18 protein-coding genes are annotated in these 21,210 nt (G+C 68.4%); 9 read left to right on the top strand and 9 right to left on the bottom strand.

The window, feature by feature from the left end; all coding sequences use genetic code 11:
- Window positions 1-27 precede the first annotated feature (27 nt).
- The 3 genes from G3I56_RS03755 (at window position 28) to truA (ending at window position 2,749) form a co-directional block, all read left to right on the top strand.
- Entirely contained in the window at window positions 28-1,050 is a 1,023-nt protein-coding gene (locus G3I56_RS03755; RefSeq protein WP_164407099.1) for a DNA-directed RNA polymerase subunit alpha, read from the top strand.
- Between the two features lie 187 nt (window positions 1,051-1,237).
- Window positions 1,238-1,762, top strand: a complete 525-nt coding sequence (rplQ, locus tag G3I56_RS03750; RefSeq protein ID WP_164407098.1) for a 50S ribosomal protein L17 — start codon at window positions 1,238-1,240, stop codon at window positions 1,760-1,762.
- A 141-nt stretch (window positions 1,763-1,903) separates the two neighbouring features.
- Window positions 1,904-2,749: a tRNA pseudouridine(38-40) synthase TruA gene (gene truA / locus G3I56_RS03745; protein ID WP_164407096.1), complete on the top strand. Its 846-nt coding sequence runs from the start codon at window positions 1,904-1,906 to the stop codon at window positions 2,747-2,749.
- 93 nt (window positions 2,750-2,842) lie between these two features.
- On the opposite strand, the gene G3I56_RS03740 is transcribed toward truA, so the two are convergent.
- Window positions 2,843-3,757 carry a hypothetical protein gene (locus G3I56_RS03740; RefSeq protein WP_164407095.1) on the bottom strand — a complete coding sequence of 305 codons (915 nt, stop codon included), beginning with the start codon at window positions 3,755-3,757 and terminating at the stop codon, window positions 2,843-2,845.
- A gap of 429 nt (window positions 3,758-4,186) precedes the next feature.
- On the opposite strand from G3I56_RS03740, the gene rplM reads away from it, so the two are divergent.
- From rplM to glmM, 3 genes are all read left to right on the top strand, one after another.
- Window positions 4,187-4,630: a 50S ribosomal protein L13 gene (rplM, locus tag G3I56_RS03735; protein WP_006376008.1), complete on the top strand. Its 444-nt coding sequence runs from the start codon at window positions 4,187-4,189 to the stop codon at window positions 4,628-4,630.
- 42 nt (window positions 4,631-4,672) lie between these two features.
- A complete protein-coding gene (gene rpsI, locus G3I56_RS03730) occupies window positions 4,673-5,209 on the top strand; it encodes a 30S ribosomal protein S9 (RefSeq protein ID WP_164407094.1) in 537 nt (178 codons plus the stop codon).
- A 300-nt stretch (window positions 5,210-5,509) separates the two neighbouring features.
- Complete coding sequence (gene glmM / locus G3I56_RS03725) at window positions 5,510-6,868, top strand: phosphoglucosamine mutase (protein WP_164407093.1); 1,359 nt, start codon at window positions 5,510-5,512, stop codon at window positions 6,866-6,868.
- A gap of 124 nt (window positions 6,869-6,992) precedes the next feature.
- Here the strand turns inward: glmM and G3I56_RS03720 are convergent, their stop codons facing one another.
- Together G3I56_RS03720 and coaA are read right to left on the bottom strand one after the other, a co-directional pair.
- Window positions 6,993-7,931 (bottom strand): DUF389 domain-containing protein, encoded by a 939-nt coding sequence (locus G3I56_RS03720; protein ID WP_164407091.1) that lies wholly within the window; start codon window positions 7,929-7,931, stop codon window positions 6,993-6,995.
- Between the two features lie 45 nt (window positions 7,932-7,976).
- Entirely contained in the window at window positions 7,977-8,966 is a 990-nt protein-coding gene (coaA, locus tag G3I56_RS03715; protein ID WP_164318925.1) for a type I pantothenate kinase, read from the bottom strand.
- A 233-nt stretch (window positions 8,967-9,199) separates the two neighbouring features.
- Between coaA and G3I56_RS03710 the strand changes: the two genes are divergently transcribed.
- Both G3I56_RS03710 and glmS read left to right on the top strand, forming a co-directional pair.
- On the top strand, window positions 9,200-9,973 hold the full coding sequence (locus tag G3I56_RS03710; RefSeq protein WP_164407090.1) for a hypothetical protein: 774 nt from the start codon (window positions 9,200-9,202) through the stop codon (window positions 9,971-9,973).
- 114 nt (window positions 9,974-10,087) lie between these two features.
- Window positions 10,088-11,935, top strand: a complete 1,848-nt coding sequence (glmS, locus tag G3I56_RS03705; RefSeq protein WP_164407269.1) for a glutamine--fructose-6-phosphate transaminase (isomerizing) — start codon at window positions 10,088-10,090, stop codon at window positions 11,933-11,935.
- A gap of 55 nt (window positions 11,936-11,990) precedes the next feature.
- Here the strand turns inward: glmS and G3I56_RS03700 are convergent, their stop codons facing one another.
- From G3I56_RS03700 to G3I56_RS03675, 6 genes are all read right to left on the bottom strand, one after another.
- On the bottom strand, window positions 11,991-13,004 hold the full coding sequence (locus tag G3I56_RS03700) for a LacI family DNA-binding transcriptional regulator (protein WP_164407089.1): 1,014 nt from the start codon (window positions 13,002-13,004) through the stop codon (window positions 11,991-11,993).
- The gene (yicI, locus tag G3I56_RS03695; protein WP_164407088.1) at window positions 13,004-15,322 is read right to left on the bottom strand and encodes an alpha-xylosidase; all 2,319 of its coding nucleotides are present in this window, start codon (window positions 15,320-15,322) and stop codon (window positions 13,004-13,006) included. Before yicI ends, G3I56_RS03700 begins: the two co-directional genes overlap by 1 nt.
- Before the next feature lie 13 nt (window positions 15,323-15,335).
- A complete protein-coding gene (locus tag G3I56_RS03690) occupies window positions 15,336-16,169 on the bottom strand; it encodes a carbohydrate ABC transporter permease (RefSeq protein ID WP_164407087.1) in 834 nt (277 codons plus the stop codon).
- Window positions 16,166-17,176, bottom strand: a complete 1,011-nt coding sequence (locus G3I56_RS03685; protein WP_164407086.1) for a sugar ABC transporter permease — start codon at window positions 17,174-17,176, stop codon at window positions 16,166-16,168. Before G3I56_RS03685 ends, G3I56_RS03690 begins: the two co-directional genes overlap by 4 nt.
- Window positions 17,173-18,474, bottom strand: a complete 1,302-nt coding sequence (locus tag G3I56_RS03680; RefSeq protein ID WP_203688972.1) for an extracellular solute-binding protein — start codon at window positions 18,472-18,474, stop codon at window positions 17,173-17,175. Before G3I56_RS03680 ends, G3I56_RS03685 begins: the two co-directional genes overlap by 4 nt.
- A 152-nt stretch (window positions 18,475-18,626) precedes the next feature.
- Window positions 18,627-20,018 carry an MFS transporter gene (locus G3I56_RS03675; protein WP_164407084.1) on the bottom strand — a complete coding sequence of 464 codons (1,392 nt, stop codon included), beginning with the start codon at window positions 20,016-20,018 and terminating at the stop codon, window positions 18,627-18,629.
- Between the two features lie 83 nt (window positions 20,019-20,101).
- Between G3I56_RS03675 and G3I56_RS03670 the strand changes: the two genes are divergently transcribed.
- Complete coding sequence (locus tag G3I56_RS03670; RefSeq protein WP_164407083.1) at window positions 20,102-21,073, top strand: LysR family transcriptional regulator; 972 nt, start codon at window positions 20,102-20,104, stop codon at window positions 21,071-21,073.
- Window positions 21,074-21,210 lie beyond the last annotated feature (137 nt).

The raw sequence follows: 21,210 nt of genomic DNA, 5'->3' as shown, positions 1-21,210 counted from the left end.
GGGTGTCCATGACTGAAGGATTTCCACATGCTGATCGCTCAGCGTCCCTCGTTGACCGAAGAAGTCGTCGACGAGTTCCGCTCCCGGTTCGTCATCGAGCCACTGGAGCCGGGATTCGGCTACACCCTCGGTAACTCCCTCCGCCGGACTCTGCTGTCCTCGATTCCGGGTGCGGCTGTCACCAGCATCCGCGTCGACGGCGTTCTGCACGAGTTCACCACCGTGCCGGGTGTCAAGGAGGACGTCACCGACCTCATCCTCAACATCAAGCAGCTCGTGGTCAGCAGTGAGCACGATGAGCCGGTCGTGATGTACCTGCGCAAGCAGGGGCCGGGTCTCGTCACCGCCGCCGACATCGCGCCGCCGGCCGGTGTCGAGGTGCACAACCCCGATCTCGTCCTCGCCACGCTCAACGGCAAGGGCAAGCTGGAGGTTGAGCTGACCGTCGAGCGCGGTCGCGGCTACGTCTCGGCTGTGCAGAACAAGCAGGTCGGTCAGGAGATCGGGCGTATTCCGGTCGACTCGATCTACTCGCCGGTTCTGAAGGTCACGTACAAGGTCGAGGCCACGCGTGTCGAGCAGCGCACCGACTTCGACAAGCTGATCGTCGACGTCGAGACCAAGCAGTCCATGCGTCCCCGTGACGCGATGGCTTCCGCCGGTAAGACGCTGGTCGAGCTGTTCGGGCTCGCACGTGAGCTCAACATCGACGCCGAGGGCATCGACATGGGCCCGTCCCCGACCGATGCCGCGCTGGCCGCTGATCTCGCGCTGCCGATCGAGGAGCTTGAGCTCACCGTTCGGTCGTACAACTGCCTGAAGCGCGAGGGCATCCACTCCGTGGGTGAGCTCGTGGCTCGTTCCGAGGCGGACCTGCTCGACATCCGTAACTTCGGTGCGAAGTCGATCGACGAGGTCAAGGCTAAGCTTGCCGGGATGGGTCTTGCTCTCAAGGACTCGCCTCCCGGGTTCGACCCGACCGCCGCGGTTGACGCCTTTGGCGCCGACGACGACGTGGATGCGGGCTTTGTGGAGACAGAGCAGTACTAGTCGCTTTGCGAGGCGGCCTGAATTTGGCTGCGGGACCGCTGTGGTTGGTCGCGCAGCCTGCGCCCCTCACGGGGCGCGGAGCCTCCGGGCATCTTGAAAGAGGTGGCCGGATCTTCGACGGGCATCCGCCCGCTCGGATACTGACTTCGGTACCTGATACGGCCGGGGCAGACACCTAGGAGAAACCATGCCGAAGCCTGCCAAGGGCGCCCGTCTGGGCGGCAGCGCCGCGCACGAGAAGCTGCTTCTTGCGAACCTCGCGAAGTCGCTCTTCGAGCACGGCAAGATCACGACCACCGAGGCGAAGGCGCGCCGGCTTCGTCCGTACGCCGAGCGTCTGGTCACCAAGGCGAAGAAGGGCGACCTTCACAACCGCCGTCAGGTGCTCCAGGTCATCACGGACAAGAGCATCGTGCACACGCTCTTCACCGAGATCGGCCCGCGCTACGACAACCGCCCGGGTGGTTACACCCGTATCACCAAGATCGGTAACCGTCGTGGCGACAACGCGCCCATGGCTGTCATCGAGCTGGTGGAGGCCCTGACCGTGGCCCAGCAGGCCACCGGTGAGGCCGAGGCGGCGACGAAGCGCTCCGCGAAGGACAGCGAGGCCGTTGTTGAGGCCAAGGCCGAGGAGACCCAGGTCGAGGACGCCAAGGTCGATGTGACCAAGGCTGATGAGGCCGCCGCCGAGGAGTCCAAGGACGCGTAAGCGTTCTGCCGGGGGACTGTGCGTTGAAGGCCGCGGCGCCGTCGTGGCTTGTCGCGCAGTTCCCCGCGCCCCTTTAGGGCGTTGGCGGGTCCGTTCCTTTCGAGGGCGGGCCCGCTTTTGTGTTGTTGAGAGGATCTCTGTGTGAGTGATGACGTGGAGCCCGGGTTCGTGCGGGTGCGGCTGGACCTTTCCTATGACGGCACCGCGTTCTCCGGGTGGGCCAGGCAGCCCGGGGGACGGCGGACCGTGCAGGGGGAGATCGAGGACGCCCTGCGGACGGTGACCCGGTCCGGGGAGGCCACGTACGAGCTGACCGTGGCCGGGCGTACCGATGCCGGGGTGCATGCCCGGGGGCAGGTCGCCCATGTCGATCTGCCGGTGGAGGTGTGGGGCGAGCATCGGGAGAAGCTGCTCAAGCGCCTTGCCGGGCGGCTCGGCAAGGACGTGCGGGTGTGGAGTGCGGTGGAGGCGCCGGCCGGGTTCAACGCGCGGTTCGCCGCCCTGTGGCGGCGTTACGTGTACCGGGTCGGTGATCGAGCCGGTGGGGTGGATCCGTTGCTGCGCAACCATGTGCTCTGGCACGACTGGGAGTTGGACGTCGCCGCCATGGACGCCGCTGCCAAGTCCCTTGTCGGGGAGCATGACTTCGCCGCGTACGCGAAGAAGCGCGAGGGCGCGTCGACGGTTCGTGAGGTCCTCGACTTCGGGGTACGCCGGCGGCTGGACGGTGTCGTCGAGATCGAGGTCCGCGCCGACGCGTTCTGCTACAACCAGGTGCGTTCCATGGTCGGCGCGCTGCTGTTCGTGGGCGACGGGCACCGGGATGTGGAGTGGCCGCGGCGGGTGCTGGACGCGCGGGTGCGTGACAGTGCCGTCCACGTCGTACGGCCGTACGGGCTGACCCTGGAGGAGGTCGCCTATCCGGCGGACGACCAGCTTGCCGGGCGGCAGTTGCAGGCCCGGCGGGTGCGGGGCGAAGTGCACTGAGAAGGTGAAGGTGCTGGGAAGTGCACGACGTTCAATGGCCGACGATCAGTGATCGTCGGCCATTGCGAGCGGGGGAGGGGGGCCTCGGGTGTACTACTGGCTGGCCGCCGACGCCTGGGCCTCGCCGCGGCGTCTGATCTGGCGGAAGGCGAACTCGGCCAGGTCGTCGCCCGTGGTGAAGACGTCTGTGCTCTTCGTCGTCACGTTCTTGCCGTCGGTGAAGCCGGCGATCGTGAAGTAGGCGTAACGGCCGTAGGAGTTGGTCGTCGAGCGGCAGATCGCCGCGCGGCAGAAGGTCGGGACGCCGCCGCCGGACAGGGACTCGACGATGCTCTTCTTGTCCGCCGTGGTCTTGACCTTCGTGGCCTGCGCCTCGGTGTCGAAGACGGCCACGCCGACCGTCACCGCGATGCCGTCCTTGCTGTACGTGACGCGCAGGAAGCGCGTGCACCTGTTGTCCGTGAGGATCTTCGGAAGGGTGCTCTTCGCGGCCGACGCGCAGTTCGTCGTGTCGGCGGTCGGGCCCTTCTTGTAGAGGCGCTCGCCCATCGTCAGCTGCGTACCGGGGAAGAGGATGTCGGGGTTCAGCGCCGCCGTGTCCTTCTTCGCACTGGATATGAAGTCCTTCGGATCCAGTGGCGGAGGGGCGCTCGTCGGCGCGAACGACGGCGCCGTCGAAGCGGTGTCGCTGGGGATGTCCGCGGTGGCGGGCAGGCCGGAGGTCGGCTTGTTGGAGGCCTGGTTGCCGCCGTCCGCGTTGACCACGGCCATCGCGACGGCCGTGCCCACGCCGACGGTGGCCACCGCGGCCGCGACGATCAGCAGGAGTCTGCGGCGTCTGTTACGGGTCTCGGACGCGTCGGCGAGCGCCGCCCAGTCGGGGGCCTGGCCGCCGATCTGGCCGCCCCACGGCTGCTGCGGGGCCCGGCCGCTCTGGTCGTCCCACGGTTGTTGCGGGGAATTCGGTTTCCAGGGATCCCACTGAGGTCCCCCCTGCCCAAAGCTCATGGGCGCATCTTAGACGCCGTGCAACCCCTGTGCCGATGCGTCTCAGGGCCTTCTCATGGGCCACAGGGGTAACGCGGTCGGGGCGCGGTCAGGGTTCGGTCGGGGTTCAGGTGGGTTTCTGACGCACCGGCCCGTACTGTCCGTTGCGGCGGCCGTTGGGCGGGTCTACACGTGCCCGTCCGCCTGTGTTCGCCCCGTGCCCGCCGGGCTCGTTTTGACCCGTCCGGGGCAGCGCGGGTAGCCTGGGCATTCGTTATGCGTATCGGCTTCGTCGTTCTCACGCGAGAGGCCCTTACGTAGGTTCCCTGGAGCAGTTTCCAGTGGGCGGCATACGGGCATCGATCCCGGCAATTGTCGTCCCCAGCTGCACGATCGCTTCAGTGATGCCATGTGTCAGGACCCATCCACTGAAGAAGCGAAGGCTACGAAGTGCGTACGTTCAGCCCTAAGCCCGGCGACATCACTCGCCAGTGGTACGTCATCGACGCCCAGGATGTCGTCCTGGGCCGTCTGGCCACCACTGCCGCGAACATTCTGCGCGGCAAGCACAAGCCGATTTACGCGCCCCACGTCGACGCTGGTGACTTCGTCATCATCATCAACGCCGACAAGGTGCACCTCTCCGGCAACAAGAAGACCCAGAAGATGGCGTACCGCCACTCCGGTTACCCGGGTGGTCTGCGCTCCGTCCGTTACGACGAGCTTCTGGCGAAGAACCCCGAGAAGGCCGTCGAGAAGGCCATCAAGGGCATGATCCCCAAGAACACCCTGGGCCGTCAGTGCCTCTCGAAGCTGAAGGTCTACTCGGGCGACCAGCACCCCCACGCTGCCCAGCAGCCGGTGCCGTTCGAGATCACCCAGGTCGCGCAGTAGTTCCGGCCACCCCCTAAGACGTAGAGAATTCTGAGGAGAATCGTGGCCGAGACCACTGTCGAGCAGCCGCTCGACGAGAACGCCGATGTCGAGTTCGAGAACGCCGACGTCGAGAGCTACACCACCGAGTCCGAGGCGCCCGTAGCCGAGGGCGAGTACGCGGAGGCCCTCGACGGCCGCTTCGGCGACCCGCAGCCGGCCGCCGGCCTGGGCCGTCGCAAGAACGCCATCGCCCGCGTCCGGATCGTCCCGGGCACCGGCAAGTGGAAGATCAACGGTCGCACCCTTGAGGACTACTTCCCCAACAAGGTGCACCAGCAGGAAGTCAACGAGCCCTTCAAGGTGCTCGAGCTCGACAACCGCTATGACGTTGTCGCCCGCATCACGGGTGGCGGTGTCTCCGGTCAGGCCGGCGCCCTGCGCCTCGGTGTGGCCCGTGCGCTGAACGAGGCCGACGTGGACAACAACCGCGCCGCCCTCAAGAAGGCCGGCTTCCTCCGTCGTGACGACCGCGCGGTCGAGCGCAAGAAGGCCGGTCTCAAGAAGGCCCGCAAGGCCCCGCAGTACAGCAAGCGTTAATCGCTCGCTGTTCTCGGACGTTTCACACGTCCCGTACGCATCGCCCCGGCGGCACTTTCCGTGCCGTCGGGGCGGTTCGTTTACAGGGGACGTCAGCTGTCAGAGGCTCTTGGCTACCTATCACAGGCCTGCGGTGCAGGATCGGGGAACGCACCCGACAGCCTGGAAACAGGCACAGGGGATATACGTAGCCAGGTCGGGCATGGACACTCGGCATGAGCCGCACGACAACCAGGCACCTCAGCGCATGAGCCGTACGTACGTACAGTGCGCACATTCCAGCATCTTCGGAGGACACCAGTGGGACGACTCTTCGGCACGGACGGCGTGCGCGGTGTCGCCAATGTGGACCTGACGGCCGAGCTGGCTCTCGGCCTGTCCGTCGCGGCGGCCCATGTACTCGGCGAGGCGGGTTCGTTCGAGGGCCACCGGCCGGTCGCCGTGGTCGGACGGGACCCACGTGCGTCAGGGGAGTTCCTGGAGGCCGCCGTGGTCGCGGGCCTCGCCAGCGCGGGCGTCGACGTCCTGCTGGTCGGCGTGCTGCCCACCCCGGCGGTCGCCTTCCTCACCGCCGAGCTGGAAGCCGACCTCGGCGTGATGCTCTCGGCCAGCCACAACGCCATGCCGGACAACGGCGTCAAGTTCCTGGCCCGGGGCGGCCACAAACTCGACGACGAGCTGGAGGAGCGGATCGAGGCGGTGTACGAGGAGCACCGCACCGGCGCTCCCTGGGACCGTCCGACGGGCGGCGGTGTGGGCCGGGTGCGGTCGTACGACGAGGGCTTCGAGCAGTACGTCACCCATCTCGTCGGGGTGCTTCCGAACCGGCTGGACGGTCTGAAGGTCGTGCTGGACGAGGCGCACGGCGCTGCCAGCCTGGTCTCGCCCGAGGCGTTCACCCGGGCCGGCGCCGAGATCGTCACCATCGGCGCGGAGCCGGACGGCCTCAACATCAACGACGGCTGCGGCTCCACCCACCTCGGCAAGCTCCAGGCCGCCGTACTCGAACACGGCGCCGACCTCGGCATCGCCCACGACGGTGACGCCGACCGCTGCCTCGCTGTCGACCACACCGGCGAGGAGGTGGACGGCGACCAGATCATGGCCGTACTCGCGCTGGCGATGCGGGAGCGTGGCGTACTGCGTGCCGACACCGTTGTCGCGACGGTGATGTCCAACCTGGGCTTCAAGCTGGCGATGGAGCGGGAAGGGCTGTCTCTGATCCAGACGGCGGTCGGGGACCGTTATGTGCTGGAGGAGATGAAGGAGCACGGGTACGCGCTGGGCGGTGAGCAGTCAGGGCACGTGATCATCTCGGACCACGCGACCACCGGTGACGGGACGCTGACCGGGTTGCTGCTGGCGGCTCGGATCGCGCAGACCGGTCGTACGCTGAAGGATCTCGCTGCGGTGATGGTGCGGTTGCCGCAGGTGCTGGTGAATGTGCCTGATGTGGACCGGACACGGGTGGGCTCTTCGGCCGAGCTGGCGGCTGCGGTTGCTGATGCCGAGCGTGAACTGGGGGCTACGGGGCGGGTGTTGTTGCGGCCTTCCGGGACCGAGCCGTTGGTTCGGGTGATGGTCGAGGCGGCGGATATTGATCAGGCTCGGTCTGTGGCTGGGCGGTTGGCGGATGTCGTGAAGTCCGCCTTGGGGTAGTTCGCGGTGCCGGGTTCGGGGTGGGGGATCTGTTTCGTTGTGGGCCGCGGGTTCGTCGTGGCTTGTCGCGCCCACGCGGCGGAGCCGCAAATGTCAGAGCCCCGCGCCCCTATGGGGGCGCGTCTCAGACAGCTCGCGGTGATTTTCTCTGCCTGCTCCACAGCCATTTCTGGGCCAGGAGTGTGAGTGTGGCGGCCAGGATGATGCCCAGGAGGTTCAGGAGGAGCTGGATGGTGGAGCCCGTGGTCTGGTTGGTGTCGCCGTAGCTCAGGGCCACTGCCGCGTTCGCGGCGGCCGGGATCGTTGTCACGGAGATGGCGACACCTACCAGGGCGCCGGACTTCGCCGATGTCAGGGAAAGGGTGCCGGCTACGCCGGCCAGGACCGCCACGACGAACGAGAACCAGTCGTAGGCGTAGACAAAGCCGGTGTTGGGGCGGTCCGCCTCCAGTTTCGCCTCGGTGAACAGGCCGACGGCGTCCATGAATTGGCTGAAGCCGACCGTCACCAGCATCGCCGCCGCGAAGCCCACCAGCAGGGCGATCAGTGAGCGGGCCGCCAGTCTCGGGCGGCGTTGGACGAGGGCTGTGCTCAGGCCGGCCAGGGGGCCGAACTCCGGGCCGACCGCCATCGCGCCGACGATCAGGATCGCGTTGTCGAGGACCACGCCGCAGGCCGCGATCATCGTGGCGAGCGTGATGAAGGCGACGTACGTGATCGACAGTGTCGACTCCTCGTGCGTCGCGTCCGCGAGGTGCTCCCACAGAACCGCGTCCGCACCCTCGCCCGGCGCCTCCTTCTCCGCCTTGTCGGCGCGCTTGGAGAGCGACAGGTCGATGTTCTCCACGGCGATCGAACCGGTCGTGTCGAGGTCCAACTCCCTTAGACCGGCGATGAGTTCGTCGCCCGCTTCCCGTGCCACGTCACACATCACGACGTCCCCGGCGGGGTTGCGGGCGGCGCCGGGGAGGACGACGAGGTGGGTGGTGCCGACCGTCTTCTCGATCAGGCGGACCACGTCGTCGGTTCTGTCGGCCGGGGTGATGAGGCGTAGGTGGAGCATGGGGGCAGGGTAACCGGGCCATGTGCGGCGCAGGTTGTGGCGGGGCTACAGCTTGCGCAGGCTGAGTCGTTGCACCTTGTGGTCCGGGCCCTTGCGGATGATGAGGGTGGCGCGGCCCCGGGTGGGAGCCACGTTCTCCAGGAGGTTCACCTTGTTGATGGTGCGCCAGGTGGTGCGGGCGTAGTCCAGGGCCTCCTCCTCCGACACCTGCGTGTACTTGCGGAAGTACGAGGACGGGTTCTGGAACGCCGTCTCGCGCAGCCGGCGGAAGCGGTTGAGGTACCAGCGCTCGATGTCCTCGGGGCGGGCGTCGACGTACACGCTGAAGTCGAAGTAGTCGGCGAGGCCGACGCGGGTGCGGCCGTCGCTGCCGGGGAGGGCGGGCTGGAGGACGTTCAGGCCCTCGACGATCAGGATGTCGGGGCGGCGGACCGTGAGCTTCTTGTCGGGGACGATGTCGTAGATGAGGTGGGAGTAGACGGGGGCCGTGACCTCGTCCTTCCCGGCCTTGATGTCCGCGACGAAGCGGGTGAGGGCCCGGCGGTCGTACGACTCGGGGAAGCCCTTGCGTGACATCAGGCCACGGGACGTCAGCTCCTCGGTGGGGAGCAGGAAGCCGTCCGTGGTCACCAGTTCTACGCGCGGGTGTTCGGGCCAGCGTGAGAGCAGTGCCTGGAGGAGACGGGCGACGGTTGATTTGCCTACGGCTACCGATCCCGCGACGCCTATGACGAACGGGGTGCCGGTCTGGGCGCCCTGTTCACCCAGGAAGGTGTTCAGGGCGCCTCTCAGCCCGTCCGTGGCGCCGATGTAGAGGTTGAGGAGGCGGGAGAGCGGGAGGTAGATGTCCCGCACCTCGTCCAGGTCGATGACATCGCCCAGACCGCGCAGCTTCTCCACCTCCTCGGCCGTGAGGGGGAGAGGCGTCTTGTCGCGCAGCGCGCTCCACTCGGCGCGGGTGAGGTCGACGTAGGGAGTCGCCTCCGGCCGCTGCCGGTGGGCGCTCCGGGGCATCGAGGAGACCGGAGAGATCACAGTCCATTGTTACGGGAGTGTGGACGGGGTGGGGGGTGGAGAGGGGTGGAGTGCGTCACGCCGGGGGCACGGCGCGGCACGTCACTGCACGGCACTACACGGCGCGGCACGTCATGTCACGAGTCAGTGTCGAATGCGGGTTCGAGAATCTTCCCATGGGGTCCGTACGTAAAGTGCGTGCAAAGCAGGTATCACGAAGATCCAAAGAGCCCGAAGAGAAAGAGCTTTCCCCCTTGAGGAACACCGTCGTTCGCCGTACCGCACTCACCGCCTCCGTCGCCGCGCTCGCCCTTCTCGGCACCGCCTGCGGTAGCTCCTCCGACACAGCCGAAACCCCCGGCGGTGGCGACAAGGCCGGCGAGGGAAAGACCGCCGCCAAGGCCCTCACCGCCGCCGAGTTGGCGAAGGCCGCCCTCGTGCAGGCCGACGTCAAGAGCGGGACCCTCACCGAGAAGGTGCCGGCCAAGGACGACATCGCCCAGGACAAGGTGTCGTCGACGGACGCGGCGTGCGCGCCGCTCACGTTCCTCCAGTCCGGCACCTACGTCGGCAAGCCGGCGGCCGTGGTGAAGCGGGCCTGGAAGGGCGACGCCAAGAAGCCCGCCGCCGGGGCGAGCGACGAGGACCAGTTCCTCGCCGCCCTCGACCTCGAGCAGGCCCTCATCACGCTGGCCTCCTACGAGGATGGCGGCGCCGAGCAGGCGATGAAGGACCTCAACACGGCCGCCACGAAGTGTGCCGGTGGGTTCGCCTACACCGTGGCCGGCACGAAGACCGACGCCGCGAAGGTGGCGACCACCACGGCGCCCGAGGGAGCCGACGAGGCGCTCGCCCTGACGGTGAGCGTGGACGCCGAGGGCGTGAAGGCGCCGATGAAGAGTGTGGTCGTCCGCAAGGGCGCCACCGTCGTCTACATCCCCGCCATCAACTTCGCCGCGGCCTCCACCGGCAAGGACTTCACCTTCCCCACGGAGCTCGTCGACGCGCAGCTGGCCAAGCTCGGCTGAGTATCCCCATCTCGGACCCGTTCCCGTCGGGGGCTTCGTGCTCCCGGCGGGAATTTCCGATATCGGGCACGCGGTGCCCAGGTGTGGTGCGTGTTCGATCGTAGGCTGCGCAGCATGTGCGGAATCGTGGGTTACGTGGGGTCGCAGTCGGCTCTCGATGTCGTGATGGCCGGGCTGAAGCGGCTGGAGTACCGGGGGTACGACTCGGCCGGGGTGGCTGTCCTGGCCGATGGCGGGCTGGCCGGTGCCAAGAAGGCCGGGAAGCTCGTCAACCTGGAGAAGGAACTCGTCGAACGGCCACTGCCGGCAGGGGGCACGGGCATCGGGCACACCCGGTGGGCCACCCACGGCGGGCCGACCGACGCCAACGCCCACCCGCATCTCGACAACGCCGGGCGCGTCGCCGTCGTCCACAACGGGATCATCGAGAACTTCGCCTGTCTGCGGGCGGAGTTGGCCGAGCGGGGGCACGAACTCTCCTCCGAGACAGACACCGAGGTCGTCGCCCATCTGCTCGCCGAGGAGTTCTCCTCCTGCGCGGATCTGGCCGAGGCCATGCGGCTCGTGTGCAGGCGGCTTGAGGGTGCGTTCACGCTGGTCGCGGTGCATGCCGACGAGCCCGACGTGGTGGTCGGGGCGCGGCGGAACTCGCCGCTCGTGGTGGGCGTCGGAGAGGGCGAGGCCTTTCTCGCCTCGGACGTCGCCGCGTTCATCGCCCACACGCGGTCGGCCATCGAGCTGGGCCAGGACCAGGTCGTGGAGCTGCGCCGGGACGGGGTCACGGTGACGGGCTTCGACGGTGGTCCGGGGGACGCGCGGTCGTATCACGTCGACTGGGACGTGTCGGCCGCGGAGAAGGGGGGCTATGACTACTTCATGCTCAAGGAGATCGCCGAGCAGCCCAAGGCTGTCGCCGACACACTGCTCGGGCGTATCGACGCGGCAGGCTCACTGACGCTCGACGAGGTGCGGATTCCCGCGAGTGCGCTGCGGGAGGTCGAGAAGGTCGTCGTCGTCGCCTGCGGTACGGCCTTCCACGCCGGGCTGATCGCCAAGTACGCCATCGAGCACTGGACGCGCATTCCGTGCGAGGTGGAACTGGCGAGCGAGTTCCGGTACCGGGATCCCATTCTCGACTCGCGGACCCTGGTCATCGCCATCTCCCAGTCCGGCGAGACCATGGACACCCTGATGGCGCTGCGGCACGCCCGCGAGCAGGGTGCCAAGGTGCTGGCCATCTGCAACACCAACGGTTCGACGATCCCGCGCGAGTCGGACGCCGTGCTGTACACGCACGCGGGGCCCGAGGTCGCCGTCGCGTCGACCAAGGCGTTCCTCACGCAACTGGTGGCCTGCTATCTGGTCGCCCTGTATCTGGGGCAGGTGCGCGGCACGAAGTGGGGCGACGAGATCCGGGCCGTCGTGCGGGACCTGGCGGAGATCTCCGGTGCGGTCGAACGGGTGCTGGAGACCATGGAGCCCGTGCGTGAGCTGGCGCGTTCGCTCGCCGACAAGAACACGGTGCTGTTCCTCGGGCGGCATGTCGGGTATCCGGTGGCGCTGGAGGGCGCGCTCAAGCTGAAGGAGCTGGCCTATATGCACGCCGAGGGCTTTGCCGCCGGTGAGTTGAAGCACGGGCCCATCGCGTTGATCGAGGAGGACGTGCCGGTCGTCGTGGTCGTGCCCTCGCCGCGTGGACGGTCCGTCCTCCACGACAAGATCGTGTCCAACATCCAGGAGATCAGGGCCCGGGGGGCGCGGACCATCGTCATCGCGGAGGAGGGGGACGAGACGGTGGTGCCGTACGCCGATCACCTGATCCGCATTCCGGCCACCCCGACCCTGCTCCAACCGCTCGTCGCCACGGTGCCGTTGCAGGTCTTCGCCTGTGAGCTGGCCACGGCTCGGGGCAACGAGGTGGACCAGCCCCGGAACCTGGCGAAGTCGGTGACGGTGGAGTAGTTCCCCTGACCGGCCACTGACGTGACCAGCCAACTCGCCTGACGGGGTTACGGGTTCACGGTGCCGCCCGTGCCACCGTGCTCGCCCGTTCCGTCAGGTGGGGTGGCAGGAGTGTCGCCTCCGGGGCGTGGCCTGTGCCGTTCAGCTTCTTCATCAGGAGGTCCACGGCCAGTGTCCCGACCTCCGCCGACGGTATGGCGACCGAGGTGACCGGTACGGGCAGGTTCTCGGCGACGTCGTCCGGGCAGATCGCGGTGACGGAGAGGTCGCCGGGGACCCGTAGGCCGAGGTGCTCGAAGGCGTCGATCAGGGGTTCCAGGATCGCTTCGTTGTGGACGACGACCCCCGTCAACGCCGGGTGCTCGCGCAGGAGTTGCTCCGCGACCACCCTCGCCGCGGCCGGTGTCGCCTCGCAGGGGTGGACCGAGGACGACAGCCCGCCCCGGTCCGCCGCCGCCGTGAATCCCTGGACCACGCGCTGGGCGAACGCGGTCCGGCGTACGTACACCTCGGGCGGTGAGCCGACCAGGGCGATCACCCGGTGTCCCAGGGCCGCGAGCCGTTCGACACACAGCTCGCCCGCCGCCTTGAAGTCCAGGTCGATGCAGGTCAGGCCGGCCGGCTCTGAGGGGAAGCCGATCAGGACCGACGGCAGGTCCAGCGCGCGCAGCAACGGCAGCCGGGGGTCGTTGAGTTGGACGTCCATCACGATCAGCGCGTCCACCAGGGCAGTGTCCGCCACCCGGCGCAGACCGGCCTCGCCCTCCTCCTGGGTGAGGAGCAGGACGTCGTGGTCGTGGCGGCGCGCTGCCGTGACCACCGACACCGCGAACTGCATCGCGACCGGGACGTGGATGCCGGTTCGCAACGGGATCACCAGCGCCAGGACGTTGGAGCGGCTGCTCGCCAGGGCCCGGGCGCCCGCGTGGGGGCGGTAGCCGAGTTCGTGGATGGAGCGTTCGACGCGCTGCCGGGTCTCCTCGGAGATCGGGCGCTTGCCGCTCAACGCGTACGACACCGTGCTCGGGGAGACCCCGGCGTGCCGTGCCACATCGGTGATCTTCACCATCACTCGCCTCCCGAATCGACCGACCCCGGCGCCACCGATCCCTGTTCCGCCGACTTCGGTTCGGCCGGTCCCAGCTCCACTGTCAGGAACCCGGTGCCCGCCTTCGCCCGTACTTCGCGGCTGCCCGCTGCCAGTCCCCACGGCGTCGACGGATCGCTGCACGACGCGCGCAGGGTGTCGCCCTCGCGGACGACCGTGAACGTCAAGTCGCCTATCGGGACCGTTACTTGGGCGCCGAGCTCCAGGCCGTACGCGTGCAGCGTGACCCCGTCGGCGTACACGTAGTCGGGGCGGTCGTCCACCGCGCCCACCGGGATCACCGACCCGGGGCGCACCAGCAGCGGCACGCTGTCGAAGCCGTGGCGCTCCCGTACCCAGCGGGGGCCGGTCACCGTGCGGCCGGTGAGGAAGTGGGTCCACTCGCCCTCGGGGACGTAGTACGAGACCTCGCCCTCGTCGCTGAACACCGGCGCGACCAGCAGGTCCGGGCCGAGCATGAACTGCCGTTCCAGGTGGGCGCATCCGGGGTCGTCCGGGAACTCCAGGACCATCGCCCGCATCATCGGGACGCCCTCGGTGTGGGCGGTGCGGGCGGCCTCGTACAGATATGGCATGAGGCGGAGCTTCAGCCGGGTGAACAGCCGCAGTACGTCCACGGCCTCCTCGTCGAACAGCCACGGCACCCGGTAGGTGGAACTGCCGTGCAGACGGCTGTGGGAGGAGAGGAGGCCGAAGGCGATCCAGCGTTTGAAGAGCGCCGGGCTCGGCGTGCCCTCGAAGCCGCCGATGTCGTGGCTCCAGTAGCCGAACCCGGAGAGCCCGAGGGACAGTCCGCCGCGCAGCGACTCCGCCATCGACTCGTAGGTCGCCTCGCAGTCGCCGCCCCAGTGGACCGGGAACTGCTGGCTCCCGGCGGTCGCCGAACGCGCGAACACGACCGCCTCGCCCTCGCCGCGGTGCTTGCGCAGCACGTCGAAGACGGTCCTGTTGTAGAGGTACGTGTAGTAGTTGTGCATCCGCTCCGGGTCCGAGCCGTCGGCGAACTCCACGTCCAGCGGGACCCGTTCACCGAAGTCGGTCTTGAAGCAGTCGACGCCCTGGGCGAGCAGCGCCTCCAGCTTCGAGGAGTACCAGTCGCGGGCGGCCGGGCTGGTGAAGTCGACCAGGGCCATGCCCGGTTGCCACAGGTCCCACTGCCACATGCTGCCGTCCGGTCGGCGCAGCAGGTGGCCAAGTGCCTTGCCCTCCGCGAAGAGTGGCGAGCGCTGGGCTATGTACGGGTTGATCCAGACGCTGATGTGCAGGCCCTTCGACTTCAGCCGCTGGAGCATGCCCTCGGGGTCGGGGAACACCCGCGGGTCCCACTGGAAGTCGCACCAGTTGAACTCGCGCATCCAGAAGCAGTCGAAGTGGAAGACGGAGAGGGGGAGTTCGCGCTCCTGCATGCCCTCGATGAACGACGTCACCGTCTCCTCGTCGTAGGAGGTGGTGAAGGACGTCGACAGCCACAGGCCGAACGACCACGGTGGCGGAAGTGCCGGGCGGCCGGTCAGGGCCGTGTACTTGCGGAGGATGTCCTTGGGGGTCGGGCCGTGGATGACGTAGTACGTCAACTGCTGTGTCTCGGCGCTGAACTGGACCCTGGACACCGCCTCCGAGGCGACCTCGAAGGAGACCCGGCCGGGGTGGTCGACGAAGACTCCGTAGCCCGCGTCCGTGAGGTAGAACGGGACGTTCTTGTAGGCCTGTTCGGTCGCCGTGCCGCCGTCGGCGTTCCACATGTCGACGACCTGGCCGTTCTTGACCAGCGGGCCGAAGCGTTCACCGAGGCCGTACACGCTCGTCCCCACCCCCAACCCCAGCTGCTCGCGCAGATAGTGGGCGCCGGTTGCCCTGTCCCGCATGATGCCCATGCCCTTGGGGCCGCTGCTGGTGAGGACGCGGCCGTGGGCGAGGAAGTCGACGTGCCAGGGGCTGGTGCGGCTGACCCGGACGGAGAGGGTGCCGGAGGTCAGGGTCGCGTGCTCCTCGTCGTACTCGGTGTGTGTCGTCAAGTCCTCCTTTCTCAGCTCGAACTGGGGGCTCTGCGGCTGCTCGCCCTGGAAGTGCGTGAAGGTGACGCCGATGACGTCGGGCATCGGAGCGTGGGCGCTGATCGTCACGACCGGTCCCTTCAGCAGGTCGCCGCGGTGGCGGATGGGCTGGGTCGGCGCGTGGATCTCCAACACGCCGTCGGCGTCCGTCACATCGAGGACCTCGACCGGGTGGGCGGCGGTGACGCCCTCGCGCAGCAGCCAGTAGCCGTCGGTGAACTTCACAGCCGGAACCCCTTCACTTGACGGCACCCACGGCGATGCCGCGCGTGAGCGTTCGCTGGAAGACGAGGAAGAAGACGAGGGCGGGCAACACCCCGAGCAGAGCAGCCGCGTTGGTCATCGTGGCGTCCATCAGGCGCTGGCCCTGGAGGACGCCGAGGGCCACCGACACCGTCTGGTTGTCGTTGGAGATCAGCATCACCAGGGGGAGCAGGAACTCGTTCCAGGTCCAGATGAAGAAGAAGACGAGGAGCACACCGAGGGTGGGGCGGCTGACCGGGACGACGATCCGCCACAGCACCTGCCACTTGTTCGCGCCGTCGATCCGCGCGGCCTCGATGATCTCCCGGGGGAACTGGCCCAGCACCGAGGAGAGGAGATACGTACCGAAGGCCGCCTGGATGACGGTGAAGACGATGATCACGCTCAGGCGAGTGTCGTAGAGCCCTGCCTCCTTGCTCAGGTAGTACACCGGGTAGACCAGTGCCTCCTGCGGCAGCATGTTGGCGAGGACGAAGAAGGCAAGCACCCACGTGCGGCCCCTGATCCGGCCGATGCCGATCGCGTACGCGTTCAGCACGGACAGGACGACCGCCAGGATCGCCACCGACCCGCTGATCAGTGCCGAGTTGACGAGTTTCTGCCCGAAGTCGACCCGTTCCCAGAAGTCCTTGATCCCGTCGAGGTAGATGCCCTCGGGGAGGCTCAGCGGGCCGTTCGCGGAGTACTCGGCGGGCGACTTCACGGCGTTGACGGCGACGATCAGGAACGGCACGACCATGAACATGGCGGCGAGGACGAGGGCGATGAGCACCGGGTGGCGGCGGTAGCGGCGCAGGGCTGTCGTCATGCCCGTCCCCCTGTCGGAGCGTCCTCGGCGTCCTCGGCCCGGGTCTGGAGCTTCAGGCCGATGAGCGAGACGGCGAGGATGATCACTGTCAGGACGGTGGAGACGGCGGCGCCGTAGCCGACCTGGGTCTTCTCGAAGAACGTGGTGAAGGAGAAGTACGACGGGACGTTGGTCGCGCCGCCCGGACCGCCCTTCGTCAGGACGTACACCGCGCCGAACACCTTCAGCGCGGCGATCGTGCACCAGGTGAGGACGACGAAGATCTCGGGGCGGATCTGCGGCACCGTGATGTGCCGGAAGCGGCGCCACCAGCCGGCGCCGTCCAGTTCGGCGGCCTCGTAGAGCTGGGGGTCGACGCGTTGCAGGCCCGCCATGAAGACGACCAGCGGGAAGCCGAGCTGCACCCAGACCATCACGCCCATCACGCTGTAGAGCGCGATGTCCGGGTCGCCGAGCCAGTCCTGCTGCCAGGAGCCGAGCCCGACGGCTTTCAGCACCTCGTTCAGCGAGCCGTTCTCGGGCGCGAGGATCCAGCTCCAGACGATGCCGGCGACCGCGATCGGCAGCACCTGCGGGAGATAGAAGCAGGCGCGGAGCACGGCCGCCCAGCGGCTTCCGAAGTGCTTGCCGACGTAGTCGAACAGGGCGGCGGCCAGGACGAGTCCGACCGCGGTGGGCACGGCCGCCATCGCCACCACCATGAACAGGCTGTGCCGGAACGACGCCCAGAACTCCGAATCGTCCAGCAGCGCCCGGTAGTTGGCGAGCCCCGACCACTCCGGGGTGCCCACACCCCGCCAGTCGGTGAAGCTCACCCCGGTGTTCATCAGGAACGGCACGACGATCACGGCGAGGAAGGCGACCGCTCCGGGGAGGAGAAAGAGGGTGTACGAGTCCGTGCGGCGACGCGAACTCCCTTGCTGTCGCGCGCCGTTGGCGAACCGGCCCAGTCCGCCACCGCGCCCGCCGCCGCCCCGTCCGCCGGTCCGTTCGACGGTGACTGTCATGTCTTCGGTACGCCCTTGTCGTACGCCTCCTGCAACGAGTCGAGGACCGCGTCCGGTTTCGCGCTGCCCGTGATCAGCTTCTGGGTCTCGGAGACGAGGACGTCGTAGAAGCCGGGGACCGGCCAGTCGGGGTAGAAGGCGAGTCCGTCCCTGCCGGAGAGGGTGTTGAAGTCGGCGATGAGCGACTTGGCCTGCGGGTCGGTGATGGCGGCCGGGTCGGCGGCCACCGGGACCCCGCCCTTGTTGCCCAGCAGGTTCTGGATCTTCTTCGACATGGTGATGTCGATGAAGTCGTAGGCGAGCTCCTTGTTCCCGGCGCCCTTGGGGACGACCCACAGGTTGCCGCCGGAGCCGGGAGAGAGACTGCTGCCGGGCCACAGGAAGGTGCCCCAGTCGAACTTCGCCTCGCTCCTGAAGCGGCCGTACCACCAGCTGCCGGAGAACAGGATCGGGCTCTTGCCCTGGATGAAGGAGACCCCGGCGTCCTCCGCCTTCAGACCGCTGGAGTTCTTGCCGAAGTACCCCTTCTTCACCCAGTCGGCGAAGGTCTCGGCGCCGTACGTCCAGGCCGCGTCGTGGAAGTCCGTCTTGCCCTTGTACAGCTCGTACTTGTCGACCCAGGCGCGGTCCGCCTTCGACAGGGCGAGTTGGTAGAGGTACTGCTGGGCCGGGTACTCGGCGCCCGCGCTCGCCAGCGGGGTGATGCCCTCGGCGACGAACTTGTCCATGGCGGCGGTGAGTTCGTCGAACGAGGTCGGCACGGCGATCCCGTGCTGCTTGAAGAGGTCCTTGTTGTAGAACACCATCGTGTACTCGGCGTAGTTGGGCACGCCGTACCAACTGCCGGAGCCCATCACGCCGTTGGTGTCGTACTGGCTGGTGGTGCGGACACCGGCGCCGATCTTCTTGTCCCAGCCGCGCTTCGTCACCTCGGCGGTCAGATCGGTGAGCAGACCCTGCGTAGAGAGCAGCCCGGCCGTCGCGTTGCCCTTGTTGTACTCCATCAGGTCGGGCGCGTCGGAGGAGTTGAGGACCATCGGGGCGGTCTTCTGGATCTGTTCGAAGCCCTTCTCCTCGAACCTCACTTTGACACCCGGATGCGTCGCCTCGAACTCCTTGATCGCCGCCTTCCAGGCAATGCCCATCGCGCTGTCCGGGCCCTCGTAGTGCCAGAGGCGCAGGGTCTTCCCGTCGGACGATCCGCTGTCCGAGCCGCCGCAGGAGGCCAGCAGCAGGGCCCCGACCAGGGTCGAAGCCGCCGTTATCATGAACCTGCCACGTCTTGTCGCCGTCAACATCCAGTGCCTCCAGGGGAGTCGGATGGATCTCGGTCACCTGTTGTGCCGGGTCGTCGAACTGATTCGACCCGTGTAGTCGAAGCGCTTCGACGGGCGAAGGTATGTGCGACGTCCGGGCGAGTCAATGGGGTGCGCGCGAATTGGCCTGCGGGTCATGCGAGTGGCGCGGGCGGTACGGGTCGTACCGGTCGTACAGGTTCTACCGGTCGTGAAGTACGGGTGAATGAGCCCCGGTTCGTGAGTGTGGGCGTGAGCAGCGACAGCAGCAGCGCGCTCGCCGCCGCCGCGACCGGGACGCCGAACCCCGCGGTGGCCGACACCTGTTCCGCGGCCCACCCGCCGACCGCCGAACCGCAGGCGATGCCGCCGAGGAGGCCGGTCACCGCGAGGGTCATGCCCTCGTTCAGACGGCCCTCGGGGGTGCGGCTCTGGACCAGGGTCATGTTCGTGATCATGGTGGGCGCCGTGGCCGTCCCGGCCACGAGCAGCGCGCCCGCGAGGACGAGGAGCGAGCCGGTCAGGGCGGCGGCGAGCAGTGGCAGCGCCATCAGCGCAGTCATCGCAGCCAGGCACCAGCGGTGCCGCCGCTCGGCGGGCCCGGCGGGCCGCAGTGACCCGTACAGCAGACCGGCCGCGAAGGACCCGGCCGCCTGGAGGGCGAGTACGGCACCGGCAGCCGCCCGGTGCCCCCGCTCGTCGGCGAAGGCGATCGTGACGACCTCCATCGACCCGAACACGGCGCCCGTGGCCAGGCACACGGCGAGCAGCGGGCGCATCCCGGGGGCGCGCAGCGGAGACGTACCGCGCGGGTGAAGCCCTTCGACGCCGGGCCGGACGGGCGGCTCGGTCGATCGTTGGGCGGTGAAGAGGAGTACGCCGGTCATCATCAGGACCGCCCCGACCAGCGTGCCCGCCTCGGGGAACAACGCCCCGCAAAGGAGGGCCGCGAGGACCGGGCCGAGCATGAAACAGAGCTCGTCGACGGCCTGTTCGAAGGAGTTGGCGGTGTGCAGGGCCTTCTCGTCGCCGTTCAGGAGATGGGCCCAGCGGGCGCGTGACATGCCGCCCGTGTTGGGGGTCGTGGCGGTGGCGGCGTACGCGGCGAAGAGGGTCCAGTCGGGGGCGCCGTAGTGCGCGCAGAGCAGCAGGGCGAGGGAGCCGAGGGCCGCAAGTGCGGTGGCCGGTACGGCGATTCGGGCCTGGCCGTACCGGTCGACGAGCCGTGCGGTCCAGGGGGCGACCACGGCTGTCGCGGCGAGCCCGGTCGCGGTGACGGCGCCGGCGAGGGCGTATGAGCCGCGCGACCCGGCGATCATGATGACCGCGCTCACGCTGAACATGCCCATGGGGAGCCGGGCGACCAGGTTCCCTGCGGTGAAGGCGCGGGCGCCCGGGACGGCGAAGAGGTGGCGGTACGGGCCGTGCGGGCGGCGGCCGACGGTCGTAGGTTTCCGGGTACGGGGGCCGAAGTCGGCGATGACCAGGGCGTCCTGGGTGACGGTGAAAAGCGGCTGGGAGGGAGGCCGGGGTGGTGGTTGCGGCATGCGCCCACCGTCGCCCGGGGTCGATCGCTGGGTCCAACACCTGATCCCCGGCGATTAACGCACTCTCGTTGTAAGTTCGCCGGATGTCTGCCCCGAAGCACCTCGACCCCCGTCTCCTGCGCGCCTTCGTCGCCGTCGCCGAGGAGCTGCACTTCACCCGGGCCGCCGCCCGCCTCTATCTGGCCCAGCAGGCGCTGAGCCGTGACATTCGGCGCCTGGAACGGGAGTTGGGCGCCGACCTCTTCGTACGGTCGACCCGGCGGGTGACGCTGTCGGCGGACGGTGAGCGGCTGCTGCCGTACGCCCGGCGGGTGTTGGCGGCCCACGACGAACTGTTGGCCGTGTTCGGGGAGGCCCGGCCGCTGCTGGTGGACCTGAACTCGCCGGGGCTCTCGACCGGGCGGCGGGTGCTGCACCTGGCGCGTGAACTCGCCCCGGAGTACGAGCTGATGGCCCGGTTCGAGAGTGGACTCGCCTTCGCGGCGGCGGAGTTGCTCGCGGGCCGGCTCGACGCGTCGTTCGGACGGTTCGCGGGCCTGGATCCGGTGCTGCGGGCGCAGTTGGACCAGCAACTCGTGCGCTACGAGCCGATGGCGGTCGTCCTGCCTGAGGACCACCGGCTGGCCGCGCTGCCCGAGGTGCCGTTGGCGGCGCTGGCGGGGGAGGCCGTGTACGCCGGTGCGGGGAACCCGCGGACCCCGGAGTGGACCGACCTCGCGCGTCAGCTGTTCGCGGGGCGCGGCATCGAAATCGCGCCACCCGCGCCGCTTGCCGTGGGCGACGAGGAGTTCCAACGGATCATGGCGAAGATGCGGACCCCCGTCCTCGCCGTGGTGGATTTCCCGGCGCTGCCTCGGACGGTGGTGCGACCGCTGGTCGACCCCGTTCCGCTCTCCCCCGTGTCGCTGGTGTGGCGGAGGGGTCTGGAGCACCCGGGAATTAACTCTCTGCGACGGGCGGCGGCCCGCCTCGCGGCGGAGGAGGGGTGGTTGCGGAGGCCTGTCGGCGGCTGGATTCCGGCCAGGGACAACAACATCATTTCGGTTCACAAGTGACACATGGCAAACACGGGACCACCATGTGCGCTACATTCGAGGCCCGGATGCAGTGTGATAAATGGGGGCGCTCGGATCGGATGGGGGTCCGATTCGAACATCGATAGTACGAGAATCCCGGAATCGTACACGCGCCC

The sequence above is a fragment of the Streptomyces sp. SID12488 genome, from assembly GCF_010548275.1.
GTDB lineage: Bacteria > Actinomycetota > Actinomycetes > Streptomycetales > Streptomycetaceae > Streptomyces.
Note: the sequence above shows the minus strand (reverse complement) of the source record. Positions and strands in the feature narration are given on the sequence as shown.